Origin of the sequence: Anabaena sp. CCY 0017 (genome assembly GCF_963920885.1) — a bacterium.
Classification (GTDB): domain Bacteria; phylum Cyanobacteriota; class Cyanobacteriia; order Cyanobacteriales; family Nostocaceae; genus Nodularia.
The window spans coordinates 1-15,827 of the sequence record NZ_CAWUDG010000001.1 but is presented as its reverse complement, the minus strand read 5'-3'; the positions used below and the strand labels follow the sequence as shown (position 1 = coordinate 15,827).

The following is a 15,827-nucleotide window of genomic DNA, read 5'->3' as shown; positions in this document are numbered from 1 at the left end:
TATCACAACGATAGTAGGTTAAGACCTCATTTATCTCTCCTATTTCCGAGACGCTACACAAACAGCAACTATGATCTTAGAGGTACATTTCCCATTTTTATATTTCTATGCTAGATAGTAGGAAAGCTGTTCACTTCTGGCTTGGGGATGAAACCCCAGCAATAAAGTCTATACCTTGAGGTTTTAGATATGGTTGCTGACCCGGAAATCTACTTCACCTCCGAAGAATACTTAGAGATGGAAGAACAGAGTGACATCAAACACGACTATATTGATGGCTATATCTACGCAATGGCTGGGGCGCTAGATTCCTTAGTATTGTGAGTTAATCTTACTTTCTCAGATAGAGACGCAAAGGCTAGCCAACCGGATTTAAAAATGCGATCGCCTGAATGATATTTTAACTAGCACCAGCCAGTAAATCTTTACTGCTTTTAGTCGTAATTTTTACAGGCTATGTCTAATTGTGCTGTAATAAGCATATCTTATTACCTTCATCCACTATTTTTTGTCAAGTCACATTGACGAATCGTAACAATGTTGTTATATTAGTTTACATAAGGTAACAAATACAAGAAAAACATTATGTATACAACCATTAACGAAAGCGGCATTCTGAATAACTACGCCAACGAACCCCAAATGTACCGCTCTACCTACCCCAACAAACAGGAGCAACGTCAATATGCTGTGCAAGGTGCGTTTGCTACATTGCTTGTAACTACTTTAATTTTGGTTGCTTTGGGCGTTAGCTAAGACTTTTGGATTTCTGTATCGGTATCTCTCATCGTCATTTGGACTTCTCCTTCTCACCCCGGTTAGTTTCGCCGGGGTTTTTTGCTGCTCCAAACTAATTATGTAATTTTGCTGTAATTGAGTCGTAAAGTGATGCCTCTAGGATAAAATCTCTATCCTAGAGGCATCAAGGAGTTGGTGATGAGCGCTGAACAGCTAGAACAAGTGAGGCAATTGCAGACTACCCTCGCCAAGATGGAAGTAACATTAGGTGCGATCGCAGATGCTGTAGTCTGGGTGGGAGAAGACAGACGTGTTCAATGGTGCAATTCTAGCTTTAAGCATTTGGTAAACCAACCACACAGTAAGATTGATGGCGTAATTCTAAGTGACTTATTGCCCCTATTCCAAGCGGGAAAACTTGTTGATTCGTCAGCTTACCCCGATGTCCTCATACATAGTGGAGAGTATAAAACTACAAATTATCAATTTCAGTACAATCAACGTTCCCTAATGTTGCAAATTTCCGGCAATTATATAGAACTCACTGATGATCATTGTGCCGTATTGGTAATTCGGGATGTCACTCAGGCTCAAGAAGATATTAACCAACGCCAGCAAGCCCAGCAAGCTTTAGAAAATTCTTTATCACTGTTAAGCGCTACCTTTGAATCAATACAAGATGGCATTTTAGCTATCGATAGTTTGGGGAATATTCTCAATTACAACCAGAAGTTCCTAGAAATTTGGTCAATTCCCCCAGAGATCTTGATGGAAAATGATCATGAACAGCATATTGCTTATCTAGCCAACCAACTCAAAAATCCCCATCAATTTACGCAACGTATTCGGGAATTACACACACAGCCAGAAGTCGATAGTTACGATTTATTAGAACTGCAAGATGGCAGAATATTTGAGCGACATTCTCATCCGCAGTGCTTAGGAAAACAAATTATTGGTAGAGTGTGGAGTTTTAGCGATATCACACCACACAAACAAGCAGAAGAAGCACTACGTCAAAGTGAACTCCAATATCGGGCAATTTTTGCCGCCATCAATGATGGACTATTAATTACGGAAATAGAAACACAAAAAGTTGTCGAAGTAAATCCGGCTGCTTGCCAAATGCACGGCTACACTTACGCAGAGTTTATTAATTTAAATCCATTAGTTTACATACACCCAGATTCGCATCATATTTTTGAAGATTATGTCCAGAAAATTAAATCTCATCAAGGATTTTATGGGCAGGCCGTTGATGTCTGCAAAGATGGTACGTTAATTGATGTAGAAGTGAAAGCAACAATCTGCACCTACAATGGTAAGCCACATATTTTAGCAGTAGTGCGGGATATTAGCGAACGTAAACTGACGGAAAAAGCTCTACAACAAAGCGAAGCACAATATCGAGATTTGGTGCAAACTGCTAACTGTATCATTCTGCGTTGGGATAGCAATGGCAATGTGATCTTTTTAAATGACTATGGTCAAAGGTTTTTTGGTTTCGATTTAGATGAGATTGTTAAACGTAACGTTATTGGGACAATTGTGCCAGAAACAGAAACCTCTGGGCGCGACTTACAAGCGTTGATGGTGGATATTTGCCAAAACCCAGAAAATTATTTATTTAACGAAAATGAAAATTTATGTAAAAATGGCGATCGCGTTTGGGTCGTCTGGGCGAATAAACCCATTTTGGACAAACAAGGAAATTTACTGGAAATTCTTTCAATAGGTACTGACGCTACAGAACGTAAACGCGCCCAAGAAGCCCTACAGCAGAGTGAGTTACAGTTCCGTAACATCGTAGAAAATGCCAATGATTTGATCTATACCCTAACTGAAGACTGCATTTTTACTTACCATTCACCCAATATCACCGCAATTTTGGGATATGAATTGGAGGAAATAGTCGGTCATTCCATAACAGAGTTTACAGATCCTGAATCCTTAGCTAATAACTACTCAGCTTTATACAAAGCGGTAGCTGGAGTGCAACATTCTGGTGTAGAGGTGCAAATCCAGCACAAAAATGGTAGCTGGCGATGGTTTAGCTTTAATACTTCAACCGTCACCGCTCCCAGTGGCGAAGTGACTATTTCGGGTGTAGGGCGTGACATTACAGAACGCAAACAAGCTGAAATGAAATTGCAGCAACAAACCCAAAACCTCGAAAATACTTTATACGAATTGCAACGTACCCAGTCTCAACTTATTCACAGTGAAAAAATGTCCTCACTAGGTAATATGGTGGCGGGTATCGCTCATGAAATTAATAATCCAGTCAATTTTATTTATGGTAATCTCAATCCAGCGAACGAATACGCTCAAGGCTTGCTGCGACTAATAGGACTCTATCAATTACACTTTCCCAACCCCCCGGAGGAAATTCAAGCAGAAATTGCTGCTATCGACTTGGAATTTGTCAAAGAAGACCTGATTAAATTGCTTCATTCTATGAACGTCGGAACCCAGAGAATTCGAGAAATTGTGTTGTCTCTACGGAATTTTTCGCGTTTAGATGAAGCCGAATTTAAACAGGTGAATATCCACGATGGTCTTGATAGCACTTTAATGATTCTGCAAAATCGCCTAAAAGCACAACCTAATCATTCAGAAATATTAGTCATAAGAGAATATGGTCAATTGCCTAATATTCAATGCTATCCTGGGCAGCTAAATCAAGTATTTATGAATATTTTAAGTAATGCTATTGATGCGGTGGAAGAATATTTTGTAGGACAGCAAGGACAAATTCATATTATTACTGAACTTATTAATAAAAATAGGGTAGCAATTCGTATTGCAGATAATGGGCGAGGAATTTCGCAAAAAATTCTGGCAAAAATGTTTGACCCTTTCTTTACTACTAAAGACCTGGGTAAGGGTACAGGATTAGGGCTATCTATTAGTTATCAGATTATAGTTGAAAAACATAATGGAAATTTATCTTGTAATTCGATACCTGGAGAAGGTGCAGAATTTGTGATTGAAATTCCCATTCGTCAATGAATAATTTGTAGTAGTAAGGGCGTAAGGTCTTGCGCCCCTAACGTGTGGTCTATTTATCTAAAAATACCTGTAATGCAGCATAATTTAGGTTTTAGTGCTTTACGCACCCTACAATACTATATTTTTATATTGAATAAAGTTAATCCAGCGTTTGTCTAAGTTTCACAGAATTACTTCTTTTCCTTGCTCAGTGAAGCGAACTTCTTTAATATTCCATTCAGGATTACTCATTAAAGTTTTGCGGAGACTGCCAAATAAAGCAAATTGTTCACAGCTAGAAAGAGAAACTAACTGCCGTTTCGATGCCGGAGATAGCCGGAAATCAACGGTAGCAACGCCGTTTTGGACTTGAACACGATAACCAGACAAGTCAAAATCAGCTGTATTTTGTTCTTCTATAATTTTACCCACCGCGCCTGTTACAGGTTCTTTTGCTGGGACTGAAACTTCTTGGGGAATCAATTCTTGGCATTGAAGATCACTTGTATACAAGGTAACATTAGTAGTCTGGCTTGTGGGATCTGGAGAAGTTGTAGTAGGTGTTTTGGGAGTCTCTCGTGGCGTGATGGTAGGAGATGGGGTTTCACTATCAATATTGCTGGAAGTAGGACTAGGACTACAACTGCTGATGCTGGCGGCGATCGCTACTACTATCAGTGATAAAAGATACTTTTTGCTGTTCATATTAATAATGCTTAGATGAGTGTCTATTCATTTCTTCAGTTTCATTGTATGAATTCTGCATAAATTTACAAAAAATATTACCCTTAGTAAAATTTGTTGATCACCAATTGCAGTAATTAAACTGAGTTTCAGGAAAAAATCATTTTAATGGATACCAAGCTTAGAGATTTACCAGAAATAATGTTGCCAACTTCTATATTTAAAATGATGACTTTCTCTATTTTTCTTCCCCCCCTTGCTTCTGAAGGCTAAAAATGGCAAAATGCAGAGTTTAGAGACTGGTCAATTAGGATAATTTTTGAGTTGATTTTAGAATTTTAATTTTAAATTTGAGATTGGGAAACATAGATATTGAACTTCACTGCAAGCCCTTAACTGGAAAGAGACGAGACTATGACTGGTAATCTCATCACTCTCGATAAAAATACGTATGACTGTCTTCAACAAGAACTCATAGAACTGCGTCAGCAAGCAATTTGCAATAACCTGAAATATAGCCAAGATCAAATAGGTTTACTTTTAGAGTGTACACCTGCGGCGATCGCCATATTTGATCACCAAATGCGATACCTGTTAGTAAGTCGCCGTTGGCGTGAAGATTACGGCTTAGGTGATGAAAATCTGATTGGGCGATCGCATTACGAAATTTGCCCAGATATTTCCCAGGATTTGCGGGAAATTCATCAACGCTGCTTGGCTGGAGCCATTGAGAAATGTGAGGAAAATGCCTTATTGCGTGCAAACGGAAAAACTGATTGGGTGAAATGGGAGATCCAACCTTGGTATGAAAAATCTGGACAAATAGGTGGTTTGATCATGTTTACACAAGTGATTACTGCTCAAAAACAAGCAGAAATCGCTCTGGCAAATAGTGAAAGACGCTTCCGAGATATTGCCGCTAATTTACCTGGTGCGATTTTTCAGTTCACGAACCGTAACGATATTTGGAGAGTGGACTATATAAGCGACTTTATTTGGGAGCTTGCAGGTATCACCGCATCTGAAATGATCCAGGATTTAAATAGTTTTTTTACTCTGATCCATCCAGAGGATTTTGACAGTTGTATTGCTTCAGTAGCAGTCGCAGTCCAAAATTCTACTCCTTGGCATTATGAGGGACGATTGGTGAAGCCTAATGGCGAAATACGTTGGTGGCAGGGAGAGTCAACTCCTATGCGAAATGAGCAAGGAGAGGTAATTTTTTGTGGAGTGCTATTGGATATAACTGGGTTGAAGCGAAAGGAAGCAGAACTTCAACAACTGAATGAAGAGCTAGAATTTAGAGTTGAAGAGCGTACAGTTGCACTTAAAGCAGCTGAAGCCCGATGGCAAAGACTAGCAGACAATGTACCAGGGATGCTATATGAATTTTGTCTTGACCCGGATGGTACGATGTCTTTTCCCTTCGTTTCTTCAGGATGCCGAGAACTTTTGGGACTAGAACCGGAAGAAGTTCAAAAAAATGCCACATTAGGTTTTAACTATATTGAACCTGAAGATTGGCCAGGATTCAAGCTAGCGATCGCCCACTCAGCCCAAACAATGCAAAACTTTGAATATGAGTGGCAAACTACCTCTGTCTCTGGTCAAAAAAAATGGATCAAGGCAGTATCTCGCCCAGAACTTCAGCCAGGAGGTGAAATCATCTGGTATGGCTGTTTTGTTGATATTAGCGATATGCAAGCAGCGCTACGCGAACGCAAACAAGCAGAAAAAAAACTGCAAGAGCAGGCACAGTTTTTACAAAGCATTTGGGAAAATGTGGATTATGGCATTTATGTCTTGGACATTTTAGAAAATCAGGAAGAATTTCGTTACGTCAAATTTAATCCAGCTATTTTGAGAACTAGCCCCATATATTTGGAATCCTTTGTCGGAAAATTGATGGCTGAGGCACTACCAGATGAAATGGCGGATATTCATCATCATCATTACAGACAATGTATTCAGTCTGGCAAAAGCATATTCTTTGAAGAATATTTCTGTGCCGATGAAAAACATTCTTGGTGGCTCTTGAATATTACACCACTGTTTGATAATGCTTCACGCATTAATCAGCTTGTGGTGACAGTGACCGACATCACAGAACACAAAAAAGCCGAACAAGACCGAGAAATGTTTGTTTCACTAATTGAAAATAGTAGTGATCTGATTGGTTGCGCTTCTCTAGAAGGACAATCCCTATTCATTAATGAAGCTGGACTCAAGTTAGTGGGTGTTGATAGCTTAGAAGTTGCCAAAAATTTCAATATTCTTGAATATATGCTTCCTGAAGATATAGAAGATATGCAGCAGCGAATTATACCTACTGTCATGGAACATGGTCTGTGGCAAGGTGAATATCGTTTGCGGAATCTTCAGACGGAAGAAGCAATTCCCGTTGATTTTAACGTGTTCGTAGTTAAGAGTTCTGAAACTGGTGAGCCTTTGTGTTTAGCGACGATTACACGTGATATTCGCGATCGCAAACAAGCTGAAATCAAATTGCAGCAACAAACCCAAAATTTAGAAAATACCCTATACGAACTCCAACGCACCCAATCTCAACTTATTCACAGTGAAAAAATGTCCTCACTTGGGAATATGGTTGCGGGGATCGCTCATGAAATTAATAATCCAGTTAATTTTATTCATGGTAATCTCATCCCAGCCAGTGAATATACTGAAGATTTGCTGTGTCTCCTAGAACTTTATCAACTACACTTTCCCAATCCCCCGGAGGAAATTCAAGCAGAAATTGCCGCTATCGACTTGGAATTTCTGAAAGAAGACCTGATTAAATTGCTTAATTCTATGCAAATAGGAACCCAAAGGATTCGGGAAATTGTGTTATCTCTACGAAGTTTTTCTCGTTTAGATGAAGCCGAGTTTAAACAGGTAAATATTCACGATGGTATTAATAGTACTTTGATGATTCTGCAAAATCGCCTGAAATCCAAACCAAATCATCCAGAGATATTAGTTATCAAGGAGTATGGTAATTTGCCTACAATTGAATGCTATCCTGGACAACTCAATCAGGTCTTTATGAACATTTTAAGTAATGCTCTTGATGCTGTGGAAGAAGAGTTTGTTGGCGAAGGAGGACAAATTCGTATTACTACTGAAGTTGTGAATACAAACACAGTAGCAATCCGTATTGCAGATAATGGTCGAGGAATTCCCGAAAAAACATTAGAAAAAGTATTTGATCCTTTCTTTACTACTAAAGATGTGGGTAAAGGTACAGGATTAGGACTATCTATTAGTTATCAGATTATAGTAGATAAACATCATGGAAAGTTATCTTGTAATTCCATTCCTGGACAAGGTGCAGAATTTTTAATTGAAATTCCTATTAGTCAGTAATTATAGCAAAGTGCTGAGTGCTGAGTGCTGAGTAGAAACCAAGTAGGGGTGGGTTTATTCAAATAATATTGGTAATTGAACATATCTGTAAACCCGCCCCTACATCAAGGCTTTCAGTAATTAAAAAGCTCTGCTAAAACTTTCGCGAACCGGGTATGACTGCGCTTAGAGCCATAGTGTAGCGTAGGCTTAGATTTGTTGAATGTACTGTCTTGGTGTATAAACGGAAATGCTGCCATCACTACGCTGAATTGTTCGGGTTTGGCTGGAACCAATTAGAATAACTGTTCGCATATCGGCTGAATCTGCTGTTAATTGGTCAAGTTTGATTACCTTCACCATCTGCCCTGGTCTGCCAATGTTTCTGGCTAATACTACTGGGGTGTCTGGTGTTCTATATTTCAGCAAAATATTTTTCGCTGCTTCTAGTTGCCAAGTGCGCTCTGTGGACACGGGATTATAAAAGGCGATCGCAAAATCAGCTTCAGCAGCTCCAGCAATTCGTTGTTCAATAATTGACCAAGGTTTTAAAATATCAGACAGGGAAATCGCGCAGAAGTCATGTCCTAAAGGCGCACCAATAACCGCCGCCGCCGCTTGCATCGCTGATATCCCTGGTGCAACATGAATGTCTATACTATCCCATTCCGGTTTGGGGTTGCGATTCCTACGGAGCGCTGCGCTATCGCATACCTCAAATACAGCCGCAGCCATTGCATATATCCCAGGATCACCAGAAGATACTACGGCTACATACCGCCCTTGTGCTGCCAAATCCAGCGCCATTGTTGCCCGTGCAATTTCTTCACGGTTGTCGGACTCATGCAGTTGTTTACCATCAGCGAGAGAACCAATTAAATTTATGTATGTTTTGTAACCCACTAAATCAGTTGCAGATTTGAGTATTTCTTTCACCTCTGGAGACATCCACTGTGAACCACCTGGCCCAGTGCCAATAATGGCTAACCGCCCCTGTGCTTGACCTATGGTGCTGGGGTCTATGGGTTTGGGCGCAATGGCGATCGCTAGGTGGGAAGATGAGGAGGATAAGGGAGACGAACCAGTGGCGTTGATGGCTATGGCTTGGGCTGGGCTATAACCTTGTGCTGTCAAATTTTCTAGTTTATCTGAGGTAAAGAAGCGTGTAGGTACTTTAAAGGCGTTAGCAATGGCTTTTAAGCTGGGATTATTCGCCATGTTGATAGGTGCAAATATTCCAGCTACTGATGCGGGGGCAAGTTCGGCATCTGCTAACAATTGTTGTACTAAAGCTAGATCAACAGTATCACTGATGGCGTTCGCGGAGCGTGCGTTCAGCGCAATCGCTATAGTTGCTGGGTGATAAACCAGGCGGTCGGGTGCAGGAGTGACTAATTGTTCTGTAACCTGAATAGTTAAATCGCCGTTGGGGTCTATCGGTAGTTGACTATTACTCAACCAAGGTGCTGAACCTTCAAGCTTGACTTGCGCCCCAGCTAATAAATCTGAGATAAATTTCTTCGCGTCATCTGGATTGGCTAAATGATATCCAGGAGGAGGAGATAATAGCGCTGTGCGGAAACGGATATCACCTGTTGTAGTGATTGCAGGTTTAACATCAAGTTCCTCAGCAATGCGTCGCGCCAAATCATTCACGCCATTCAGTCCACCCAAAAGCGGAACCACAGCACTTCCATCTTCAGCTACAGCTAATACTGGCGGTTCCTGTTTTTTATCAGAAAGCATTGGTGCGATGGTTCTAATCAGAATGCCAGCAGCACAAATACCAATTAACGGTGTTCCCTCTGCGAATAACTCGCGCACTGTATCACCGAAGTTAGTGAAAGTGACATCAACACCAGATGTGCGTCCTGCCAAACCGTATAATGTCGCCCCTGGCAGGACATCGATGATTTTTCGGGCTACTGGTACACTGTTTTGACCCAGTACCACAACGGCAGGTACAATCTTTGTGATCATTTAATTAGATATTTTGTAAAATTTGATATCCTTTCAAATCAAACCACATATAGACACAGATAATCTTTCGTGTATGGCTAGGTAATTTAAGCCTGTGGTTTTTCAAATAAATACGAATCATAACTAGAAGTTGTTATTAAACCTATAGTCGATTTTTGGTTGGGATGATAATCATTGAGAAATAGGGTACTTGATCGGGATCAACTTCATCCAGGGGTACAATTCTCTGCTGTGTCATTGTTGCCCTCTCAATATACAATGCTCGTGATGCCAATCCTAATTGATGTAAAACATTTCGCACTTTGGTAAAATGGCGACCTAGTTTCATTATCGCCGCCGCATCGGTTGCTAGTAAGTGCGTAGTCAATTCTTCTGCCGGCATGGGGGCAGGTAAAACGGTCATAATATCGTTGTAATAAGTGAATGGTACACCCAAGGCTACAGGACAAGCCATAAGTGAAGAAACTCCTGGTACAACTTCGGTTTTGTAGTGTTCAGATAAACGGGTGAAAACATACATGAAAGAACCGTAAAAAAACGGATCACCCTCACACAACACCACTACATCCCTTCCTGCTGCTAGATGTTCGGCTATTGGTGCAACTTCTTTGTCATAAATCAAATTGGCCGTTTCTGGTTCTAAGGCGCGGGGGAGGTGAAACAGCACTTCGATTTGATTCCCGGTGAGATATTGGGAAACGATCGCTCGCGCTATACTTTCTTTATCTACTGCTGACTGATAAGCTACCACAGGGGCAGCCTGTAATAGTCGCAGTGCTTTCAATGTCAATAGTTCGGGATCACCTGGCCCTACGCCAATTCCATAGAGACGGCCTTTGATTTGCATGATTATTCTTCCTCTGTTGCTAGGGCATTAACTGCTGCGGCGGCGATCGCACTGCCACCACGCCGACCATGTAATGTTAAAAATGGTACACCTTTGCTATTTGCTGCCAATGCTGCTTTTGATTCTGCCGCACCCACAAATCCTACGGGGAAACCTAAAATTAGCGCTGGTTTCAGCACTCCTTCTTCCAGCATTTCTAATAACCGAAATAATGCTGTCGGTGCATTTCCAACTGCTACCACTGCCCCTTCTAAGTGCAATCGCCACAACTCCACCGCAGCAGCTGATCTCGTATTACCCAAACGTTTAGCTAACGCTGGTACTTCCACATCATAAAGAGTGCAAATAACTTGATTGTTTGCAGGTAGTCTCTTTCTCGTAATACCTTCGGCAACCATTCGGCAATCACACAAAATCGGCGCACCTGCTGCTAGTGCTGCGCGTCCAGTCTGTACTGCCGTTGATGAATATCCCAAGTCATTGACGATATCAGTCATTCCACAGGCATGAATCAGGCGTACAGCCACTTTTGCTACATCTGGCGGCAGCACATCTAGGTTGGCTTCTGCTCTGATAATGGCAAAGGATTTACTGTAAATTTCGTTAGCATCTCGGATGTAGTCAGACATGGGAAAATAGTGAATGGTGAATGGTGAATGGTAATGGCTATGCCACGCAAGTTAACAGAAATAACCCTAACTCACTGGGGAGAATAACGGCTGTAATTGGGCAATTCCATATCTATTAACAAATTCTCCAAAGGATTCATCAGGATTTCGGCATTGAATTTTATAAACTTGTAACATCTGCCCTAACAATACAGGTAGTTCGGCCACTGTGACATATTGATAGAGTTGACGACCAAATTTTTGGTTGCTGTCACCTATGGCTTCGCTACGCCAGCTATCACCAACATAAATATGATAAGCTTCCAAGGTTCCATGTTCTGATTCTAGACTGACACCGAGCAAGGTAATATCACTATGACTATGTTGGGCGCAAGATTTTTCGCAGCCGCTAAAGTGAATATTAACTGGGTGATTCAGACTAACATGAGTTTCGAGATATTTTGCTAATGCTAAAGCATCACCTTTAGTATCTGTGGCAGATGCTGCACAACCTTTATTACCAGAACAGGCAACTAATGCAGTATTGATATTACTTGCCGATATATCTAATTTTAGAGCAGCGATTTCACTCTTGACATCGGTAAGCGATCGCTGTGGAATATCAGTCAGGAGTAAATTTTGCCAAGGAGTTAGCCTCAGAGTCCCGCTACCGAATTTTTGGGCTAAATCAGCTAAACCCCGGATTTGCTGACTCTCTAGCCTACCTAACGGTAAAACCACGCCAATATAAAATAAGCCTGGCTGACGCTGGGGATGAATGCCGATATGTTGATAGTTAGATTTTGAATTTTTTTCGAGACTGGTTTTATTCAACTGTCGCTGAGGGGTGAGGTTAAAACCTAGACGTTGTTCAACTTCTTGCAGATAATTTTCACAACCTAAGTTATTTAACAGCTCTCGCAAACGCAGCTTGCGCCGACTGTTAGGGTCAGTATAATTGAGATAAATATCTGCTAAAGCTGCCAAAAGTGGCAAACATAACTCTGGTAATAAGACAATTCCCATATCAACGGGTGGTTTTCCCTTGACACCGACGCTGAGACATAGCCGAAAATAAACTTTCCCGTCAATTAAGACAGCAGCAAACATGATATCGTTGAGGCGATCGCACACCGAAACTTTACCACCACTATCAAAGCAAACGCTAAATTTTGCTGATAGTCCTGATAGCTGAGGATGTGCGGCGATATAATTTTCCCAGTCTTGCACAAAGGGACGAGTATCAATTAATTCTTGGGGATCAATACCAGCAGTGGGGCTGGTCATAATATTCCGAATGTGGTCAACAGCAAAATTGCGAGAACCGATACCGATATTTTGTAAATGCTTGAGAACTGCTGGATTTATTCCCGAACGCAGTTCCCTGATTTGGAGGTTGGCGCGATTGGTAACATCAACATAACCGCCCCCGTAATTCTCTGCTATATCTGCGATTGCATGACACTGTTGACTATCCAGAATTCCACCTGGTATTCTGATGCGAGATAATATCCCATCTTGGGCGGCTGTATCATAAAACAAACCAGGACATAAGGCAAAACCGGACAGCAAAACTGTAACTCCTTCCCTGTGCGACGCAGGCAGTAGATAGTGAGTGTGTCTTTAATACACTGCTATGGTTGGCATTCTGACTTGGCAAGTAAAAAACTCAATGCTCTGTTTTGGCCTTCCCATTACAGCTGCGGCACAGTCCCGGAATTTCACCGGAGTTTCCCAACTCTTAGCTTTATTAATTTAACATGATCAGGTATTCAGCTCGCTGGATGCTGCATATTTTTAATATTCAGTTAAATATATCACTTGATATATTTGGAGAATTTATTGACAAACCAGAGATTAAGCCTGTGACATTTTTTGGGCTAATTACGCAAAATTCTACTAATTTTATTGTACTAAATCAACTAAGGTGTCACACTGGAACCGGACTACACAGGAAACTAAGCATCCCCGATAATGCTCGGATGTGAATACAGATAGTGTGATGTTGCTAGAACCAGGTTCTAATATGCGTTTCACCTTGCAAACTTGCATTTTATTCTTGCAATAGGCAATAATGCGATCGCCTGCTTTGACATCCAACGCTTTAATTTTCAATTAATACCAACCTAATTGTGAAATTTCATTAACCCAAGTAAATATATATTTCTATATTTTACCTGTTCAACAGTTGTAATGCTTACTCATTATAACACACGAGTAAAAGTTATAAACATCAAACTTGGGAGTGTTGAGTTAAAACCTGATTAATAGATTAGAATAACTGCTCTTAATCGCAGTCAAAGCCGCAATATCTAGTTAAATTATTACAGCTTCTATGACACGGAAATGGCTATCGATTGTGGGGATTGGTGAAGATGGGTTACAGGGTTTAAGTGCGATCGCTCGTTCTCTAGTAGACCAAGCTGAAGTGATTGTCGGAGGCGATCGCCATTTAGCCATGTTCCCACCAGATGACCCACGTCAGAAAATAGCCTGGACATCTCCCATTAGCACCTCCATAGCCGACATTATCCGTCGTCGGGGTGAATCAATCTGTGTATTAGCCAGTGGCGACCCCTGCTGTTATGGTATCGGTGTCACCATTACCCGACAAATTCCCCTAGAGGAAATTACGATTATTCCTGCACCGTCTACCTTCAGCCTCGCCTGTGCCAAACTGGGATGGTCTTTCACTGATATAGAAACCTTGAGTTTGTGCGGTCGTCCAGCTTCTTTACTCCAGGCTTATATCTATCCCCAGGCTAAACTGTTGATTTTGAGTGAAGGAAAAGACACCCCCGCAATTGTTGCCGAAATCTTGACAAATCGTGGTTATGGTGGTAGCAAAATTACAGTTTTAGAACATCTGGGCGGTATTCATGAGAGAATTGTCGAAGGTACAGCCGCAGATTGGCATGAAACAGAAATTGCACCGTTGAATGCGATCGCACTGGAATGTATTGCTGATGCTGGGGTAATACCTTTACCCAGATTACCAGGATTGCCAGATCATGCCTATCATCATGATGGACAGTTAACTAAGAGTGAAGTGAGGGCGGTGACTTTAGCAAAATTAGCTCCCACTCCCGGACAGCTACTATGGGATGTCGGCGCGGGTTGTGGTTCAATTTCTATCGAATGGATGCGGACTCATTCTCGATGTCAGGCGATCGCTATTGAACAGAATTCCTCTAGACTGGGGTACATAGCCGATAACGCAGCAGCTTTAGGAACTCCCCACTTAAAAATTATTAGCGGTAAAGCACCATCAATTTTGAAAGATTTACCCACACCCGACGCTATATTTATTGGTGGTGGAGTTACAGCAGCAGGGCTTTTTGATATCTGTTGGAAAGTACTGCGTCCGGGTGGGCGGTTAGTGGCTAATGTTGTGACTGTGGAGGGTGAGCAAACTTTATTTAAATGGTATAACCAAGTTGGTGGTAGTTTAACTCGTATTGCTATGCAAAGAGCAGAACCTATTGGTAAGTTTTTAGGTTGGCGGGCTATGTCACCTGTTACTCAATGGATGGTGATTAAGGATTGAAACGCAAAGGCACGCGGAGGTCTTTAAATTTCTGTATCTTTGTAAAGTTCTGTTATGGTCGCCTCGAAATCTATGCTATACATATCTGTCGGCATGACCGATTGAGCCTGATTTGAGGTTTGTTGAATCTCAAAGACAAGTGTAAGTAAGTCGGCGTAAAAATTTCCATGTATGTCGTTGCGAACGTAACAAAGTGGAGTGAAGCAATCACAAGGGTCTTGGGTTTTTTACATTCTATTACATAAACCTTGTCCATCATGAAAAGTGGAGTTTTTGTCATTGCGACGTAACGAAGCAATCTCACCATCTTGACTAAAAACTACAGTTCTCAAAGTAGACAAGGTTTAGTTAGATTTATTTGTGCCGACTTACTTCTCTGGTTTAAAACAGTGAATGATGCCTGCGGGCATATAAACAATATCTCCTGTTTGAATCGAGTGGCGAGTCAAAACAGAATCATATTCACAGGCGGCAAAAGCTTCAAATAGTTGCGATCGCATAAATTATAACTTAAGTCCCGCCAATACTTCTGCCCCTGGTGCAGCCCAAAGAATATGCCAAGCTTCAGTTTTACCATTTGGTTCTTTGTGTAAACTTTGAGCCGTTTCATCATCAGCATGGAGATGTATCGACAGCATATAAGGTGATTTCCAGAATAAAAATTACCACACAACATCATTCCATCGTAGGGTTTTAAAGATTTTCTCGCCCACCTATTTACCAATCCATGAAAACTTTACCTGCACGCTATATATATGTTCAGTTTCTCAGTTTCTTATGCGTTAATAGGCGATCGCCTCTATCCACAGACTCATAAAGGCATGGCAGTGCTAGAGTTATCGACTATTCGATGAACGCCACTTGACTACAAAGCCATAGACGATTGGTATTGGGGCTACCCTTGTAAGACAGTCTATAGATTTGGGTTATTTGTGTTGTCATCTCAGCCGGCATAGTTTTAGAACGACTACAAAGCCCAATCCTAAAAGGCTGAAATCATCTGAAAACTAGGCTTTTGTCAGTTTGCTTGCCCCTTTTAAAAAAACTTTGGTTTACCCCTTGACGAAACCAGAGAGAGTAGATA

At 41.2% G+C, this 15,827-nt stretch carries 12 protein-coding genes, 1 pseudogene and 1 riboswitch; of the genes and pseudogenes, 5 read left to right on the top strand and 8 right to left on the bottom strand.

Annotated features, from left to right (window positions below; translation table 11 throughout):
* Nucleotides 1–189 precede the first annotated feature (189 nt).
* The 3 genes and pseudogenes from ACM0OW_RS00065 to ACM0OW_RS00055 form a co-directional block, all read left to right on the top strand.
* Nucleotides 190–318 (top strand): annotated as a pseudogene (locus ACM0OW_RS00065) (Uma2 family endonuclease); the annotation flags it as partial.
* Between the two features lie 267 nt (nucleotides 319–585).
* Nucleotides 586–756 carry a photosystem II assembly protein Psb34 gene (gene psb34, locus ACM0OW_RS00060; RefSeq protein ID WP_414548005.1) on the top strand — a complete coding sequence of 57 codons (171 nt, stop codon included), beginning with the start codon at nucleotides 586–588 and terminating at the stop codon, nucleotides 754–756.
* A 180-nt stretch (nucleotides 757–936) separates the two neighbouring features.
* The gene (locus tag ACM0OW_RS00055) at nucleotides 937–3,750 is read left to right on the top strand and encodes a PAS domain S-box protein (protein WP_414548004.1); all 2,814 of its coding nucleotides are present in this window, start codon (nucleotides 937–939) and stop codon (nucleotides 3,748–3,750) included.
* Nucleotides 3,751–3,912: 162 nt separating this feature from the next.
* Here ACM0OW_RS00055 and ACM0OW_RS00050 read toward each other — a convergent pair whose 3' ends face one another.
* Nucleotides 3,913–4,434, bottom strand: a complete 522-nt coding sequence (locus tag ACM0OW_RS00050) for a sporulation/spore germination protein (RefSeq protein WP_414548003.1) — start codon at nucleotides 4,432–4,434, stop codon at nucleotides 3,913–3,915.
* 393 nt (nucleotides 4,435–4,827) lie between these two features.
* Here ACM0OW_RS00050 and ACM0OW_RS00045 point away from each other — a divergent pair, with 393 nt between their 5' ends.
* On the top strand, nucleotides 4,828–7,782 hold the full coding sequence (locus tag ACM0OW_RS00045; RefSeq protein ID WP_414548002.1) for a PAS domain S-box protein: 2,955 nt from the start codon (nucleotides 4,828–4,830) through the stop codon (nucleotides 7,780–7,782).
* Nucleotides 7,783–7,971: 189 nt separating this feature from the next.
* Here the strand turns inward: ACM0OW_RS00045 and cobJ are convergent, their stop codons facing one another.
* The 5 genes from cobJ to ACM0OW_RS00020 form a co-directional block, all read right to left on the bottom strand.
* The gene (cobJ, locus tag ACM0OW_RS00040; protein ID WP_414548001.1) at nucleotides 7,972–9,741 is read right to left on the bottom strand and encodes a precorrin-3B C(17)-methyltransferase; all 1,770 of its coding nucleotides are present in this window, start codon (nucleotides 9,739–9,741) and stop codon (nucleotides 7,972–7,974) included.
* Nucleotides 9,742–9,883: 142 nt separating this feature from the next.
* Nucleotides 9,884–10,588, bottom strand: a complete 705-nt coding sequence (locus ACM0OW_RS00035) for a precorrin-2 C(20)-methyltransferase (protein ID WP_414548000.1) — start codon at nucleotides 10,586–10,588, stop codon at nucleotides 9,884–9,886.
* Between the two features lie 2 nt (nucleotides 10,589–10,590).
* Nucleotides 10,591–11,217 (bottom strand): precorrin-8X methylmutase, encoded by a 627-nt coding sequence (locus ACM0OW_RS00030; RefSeq protein WP_414547999.1) that lies wholly within the window; start codon nucleotides 11,215–11,217, stop codon nucleotides 10,591–10,593.
* Between the two features lie 66 nt (nucleotides 11,218–11,283).
* On the bottom strand, nucleotides 11,284–12,768 hold the full coding sequence (cobG, locus tag ACM0OW_RS00025) for a precorrin-3B synthase (protein ID WP_414547998.1): 1,485 nt from the start codon (nucleotides 12,766–12,768) through the stop codon (nucleotides 11,284–11,286).
* A gap of 48 nt (nucleotides 12,769–12,816) precedes the next feature.
* A riboswitch (cobalamin riboswitch) is annotated at nucleotides 12,817–12,974 on the bottom strand.
* Nucleotides 12,975–13,101: 127 nt separating this feature from the next.
* A complete protein-coding gene (locus ACM0OW_RS00020) occupies nucleotides 13,102–13,311 on the bottom strand; it encodes a hypothetical protein (RefSeq protein ID WP_089092695.1) in 210 nt (69 codons plus the stop codon).
* A gap of 220 nt (nucleotides 13,312–13,531) precedes the next feature.
* Between ACM0OW_RS00020 and cbiE the strand changes: the two genes are divergently transcribed.
* Nucleotides 13,532–14,743, top strand: coding sequence for a precorrin-6y C5,15-methyltransferase (decarboxylating) subunit CbiE (cbiE, locus tag ACM0OW_RS00015; RefSeq protein WP_414547997.1), 1,212 nt, complete (start codon nucleotides 13,532–13,534; stop codon nucleotides 14,741–14,743).
* 368 nt (nucleotides 14,744–15,111) lie between these two features.
* Here cbiE and ACM0OW_RS00010 read toward each other — a convergent pair whose 3' ends face one another.
* Both ACM0OW_RS00010 and ACM0OW_RS00005 read right to left on the bottom strand, forming a co-directional pair.
* Nucleotides 15,112–15,243, bottom strand: coding sequence for a hypothetical protein (locus tag ACM0OW_RS00010; protein ID WP_414547996.1), 132 nt, complete (start codon nucleotides 15,241–15,243; stop codon nucleotides 15,112–15,114).
* 3 nt (nucleotides 15,244–15,246) lie between these two features.
* On the bottom strand, nucleotides 15,247–15,381 hold the full coding sequence (locus ACM0OW_RS00005) for a hypothetical protein (protein ID WP_414547995.1): 135 nt from the start codon (nucleotides 15,379–15,381) through the stop codon (nucleotides 15,247–15,249).
* Nucleotides 15,382–15,827: the final 446 nt, after the last annotated feature.

What these genes read in the sequence shown, in the direction of transcription:
- psb34 (WP_414548005.1), top strand. Translation starts at nt 586, where the DNA reads ATGTATACAACCATTAACGAAAGCGGCATTCTGAATAACTACGCCAAC.
- ACM0OW_RS00055 (WP_414548004.1), top strand. Translation starts at nt 937, where the DNA reads ATGAGCGCTGAACAGCTAGAACAAGTGAGGCAATTGCAGACTACCCTC.
- ACM0OW_RS00050 (WP_414548003.1), bottom strand. Translation starts at nt 4,434, where the DNA reads ATGAACAGCAAAAAGTATCTTTTATCACTGATAGTAGTAGCGATCGCC.
- ACM0OW_RS00045 (WP_414548002.1), top strand. Translation starts at nt 4,828, where the DNA reads ATGACTGGTAATCTCATCACTCTCGATAAAAATACGTATGACTGTCTT.
- cobJ (WP_414548001.1), bottom strand. Translation starts at nt 9,741, where the DNA reads ATGATCACAAAGATTGTACCTGCCGTTGTGGTACTGGGTCAAAACAGT.
- ACM0OW_RS00035 (WP_414548000.1), bottom strand. Translation starts at nt 10,588, where the DNA reads ATGCAAATCAAAGGCCGTCTCTATGGAATTGGCGTAGGGCCAGGTGAT.
- ACM0OW_RS00030 (WP_414547999.1), bottom strand. Translation starts at nt 11,217, where the DNA reads ATGTCTGACTACATCCGAGATGCTAACGAAATTTACAGTAAATCCTTT.
- cbiE (WP_414547997.1), top strand. Translation starts at nt 13,532, where the DNA reads ATGACACGGAAATGGCTATCGATTGTGGGGATTGGTGAAGATGGGTTA.
- ACM0OW_RS00010 (WP_414547996.1), bottom strand. Translation starts at nt 15,243, where the DNA reads ATGCGATCGCAACTATTTGAAGCTTTTGCCGCCTGTGAATATGATTCT.
- ACM0OW_RS00005 (WP_414547995.1), bottom strand. Translation starts at nt 15,381, where the DNA reads ATGCTGTCGATACATCTCCATGCTGATGATGAAACGGCTCAAAGTTTA.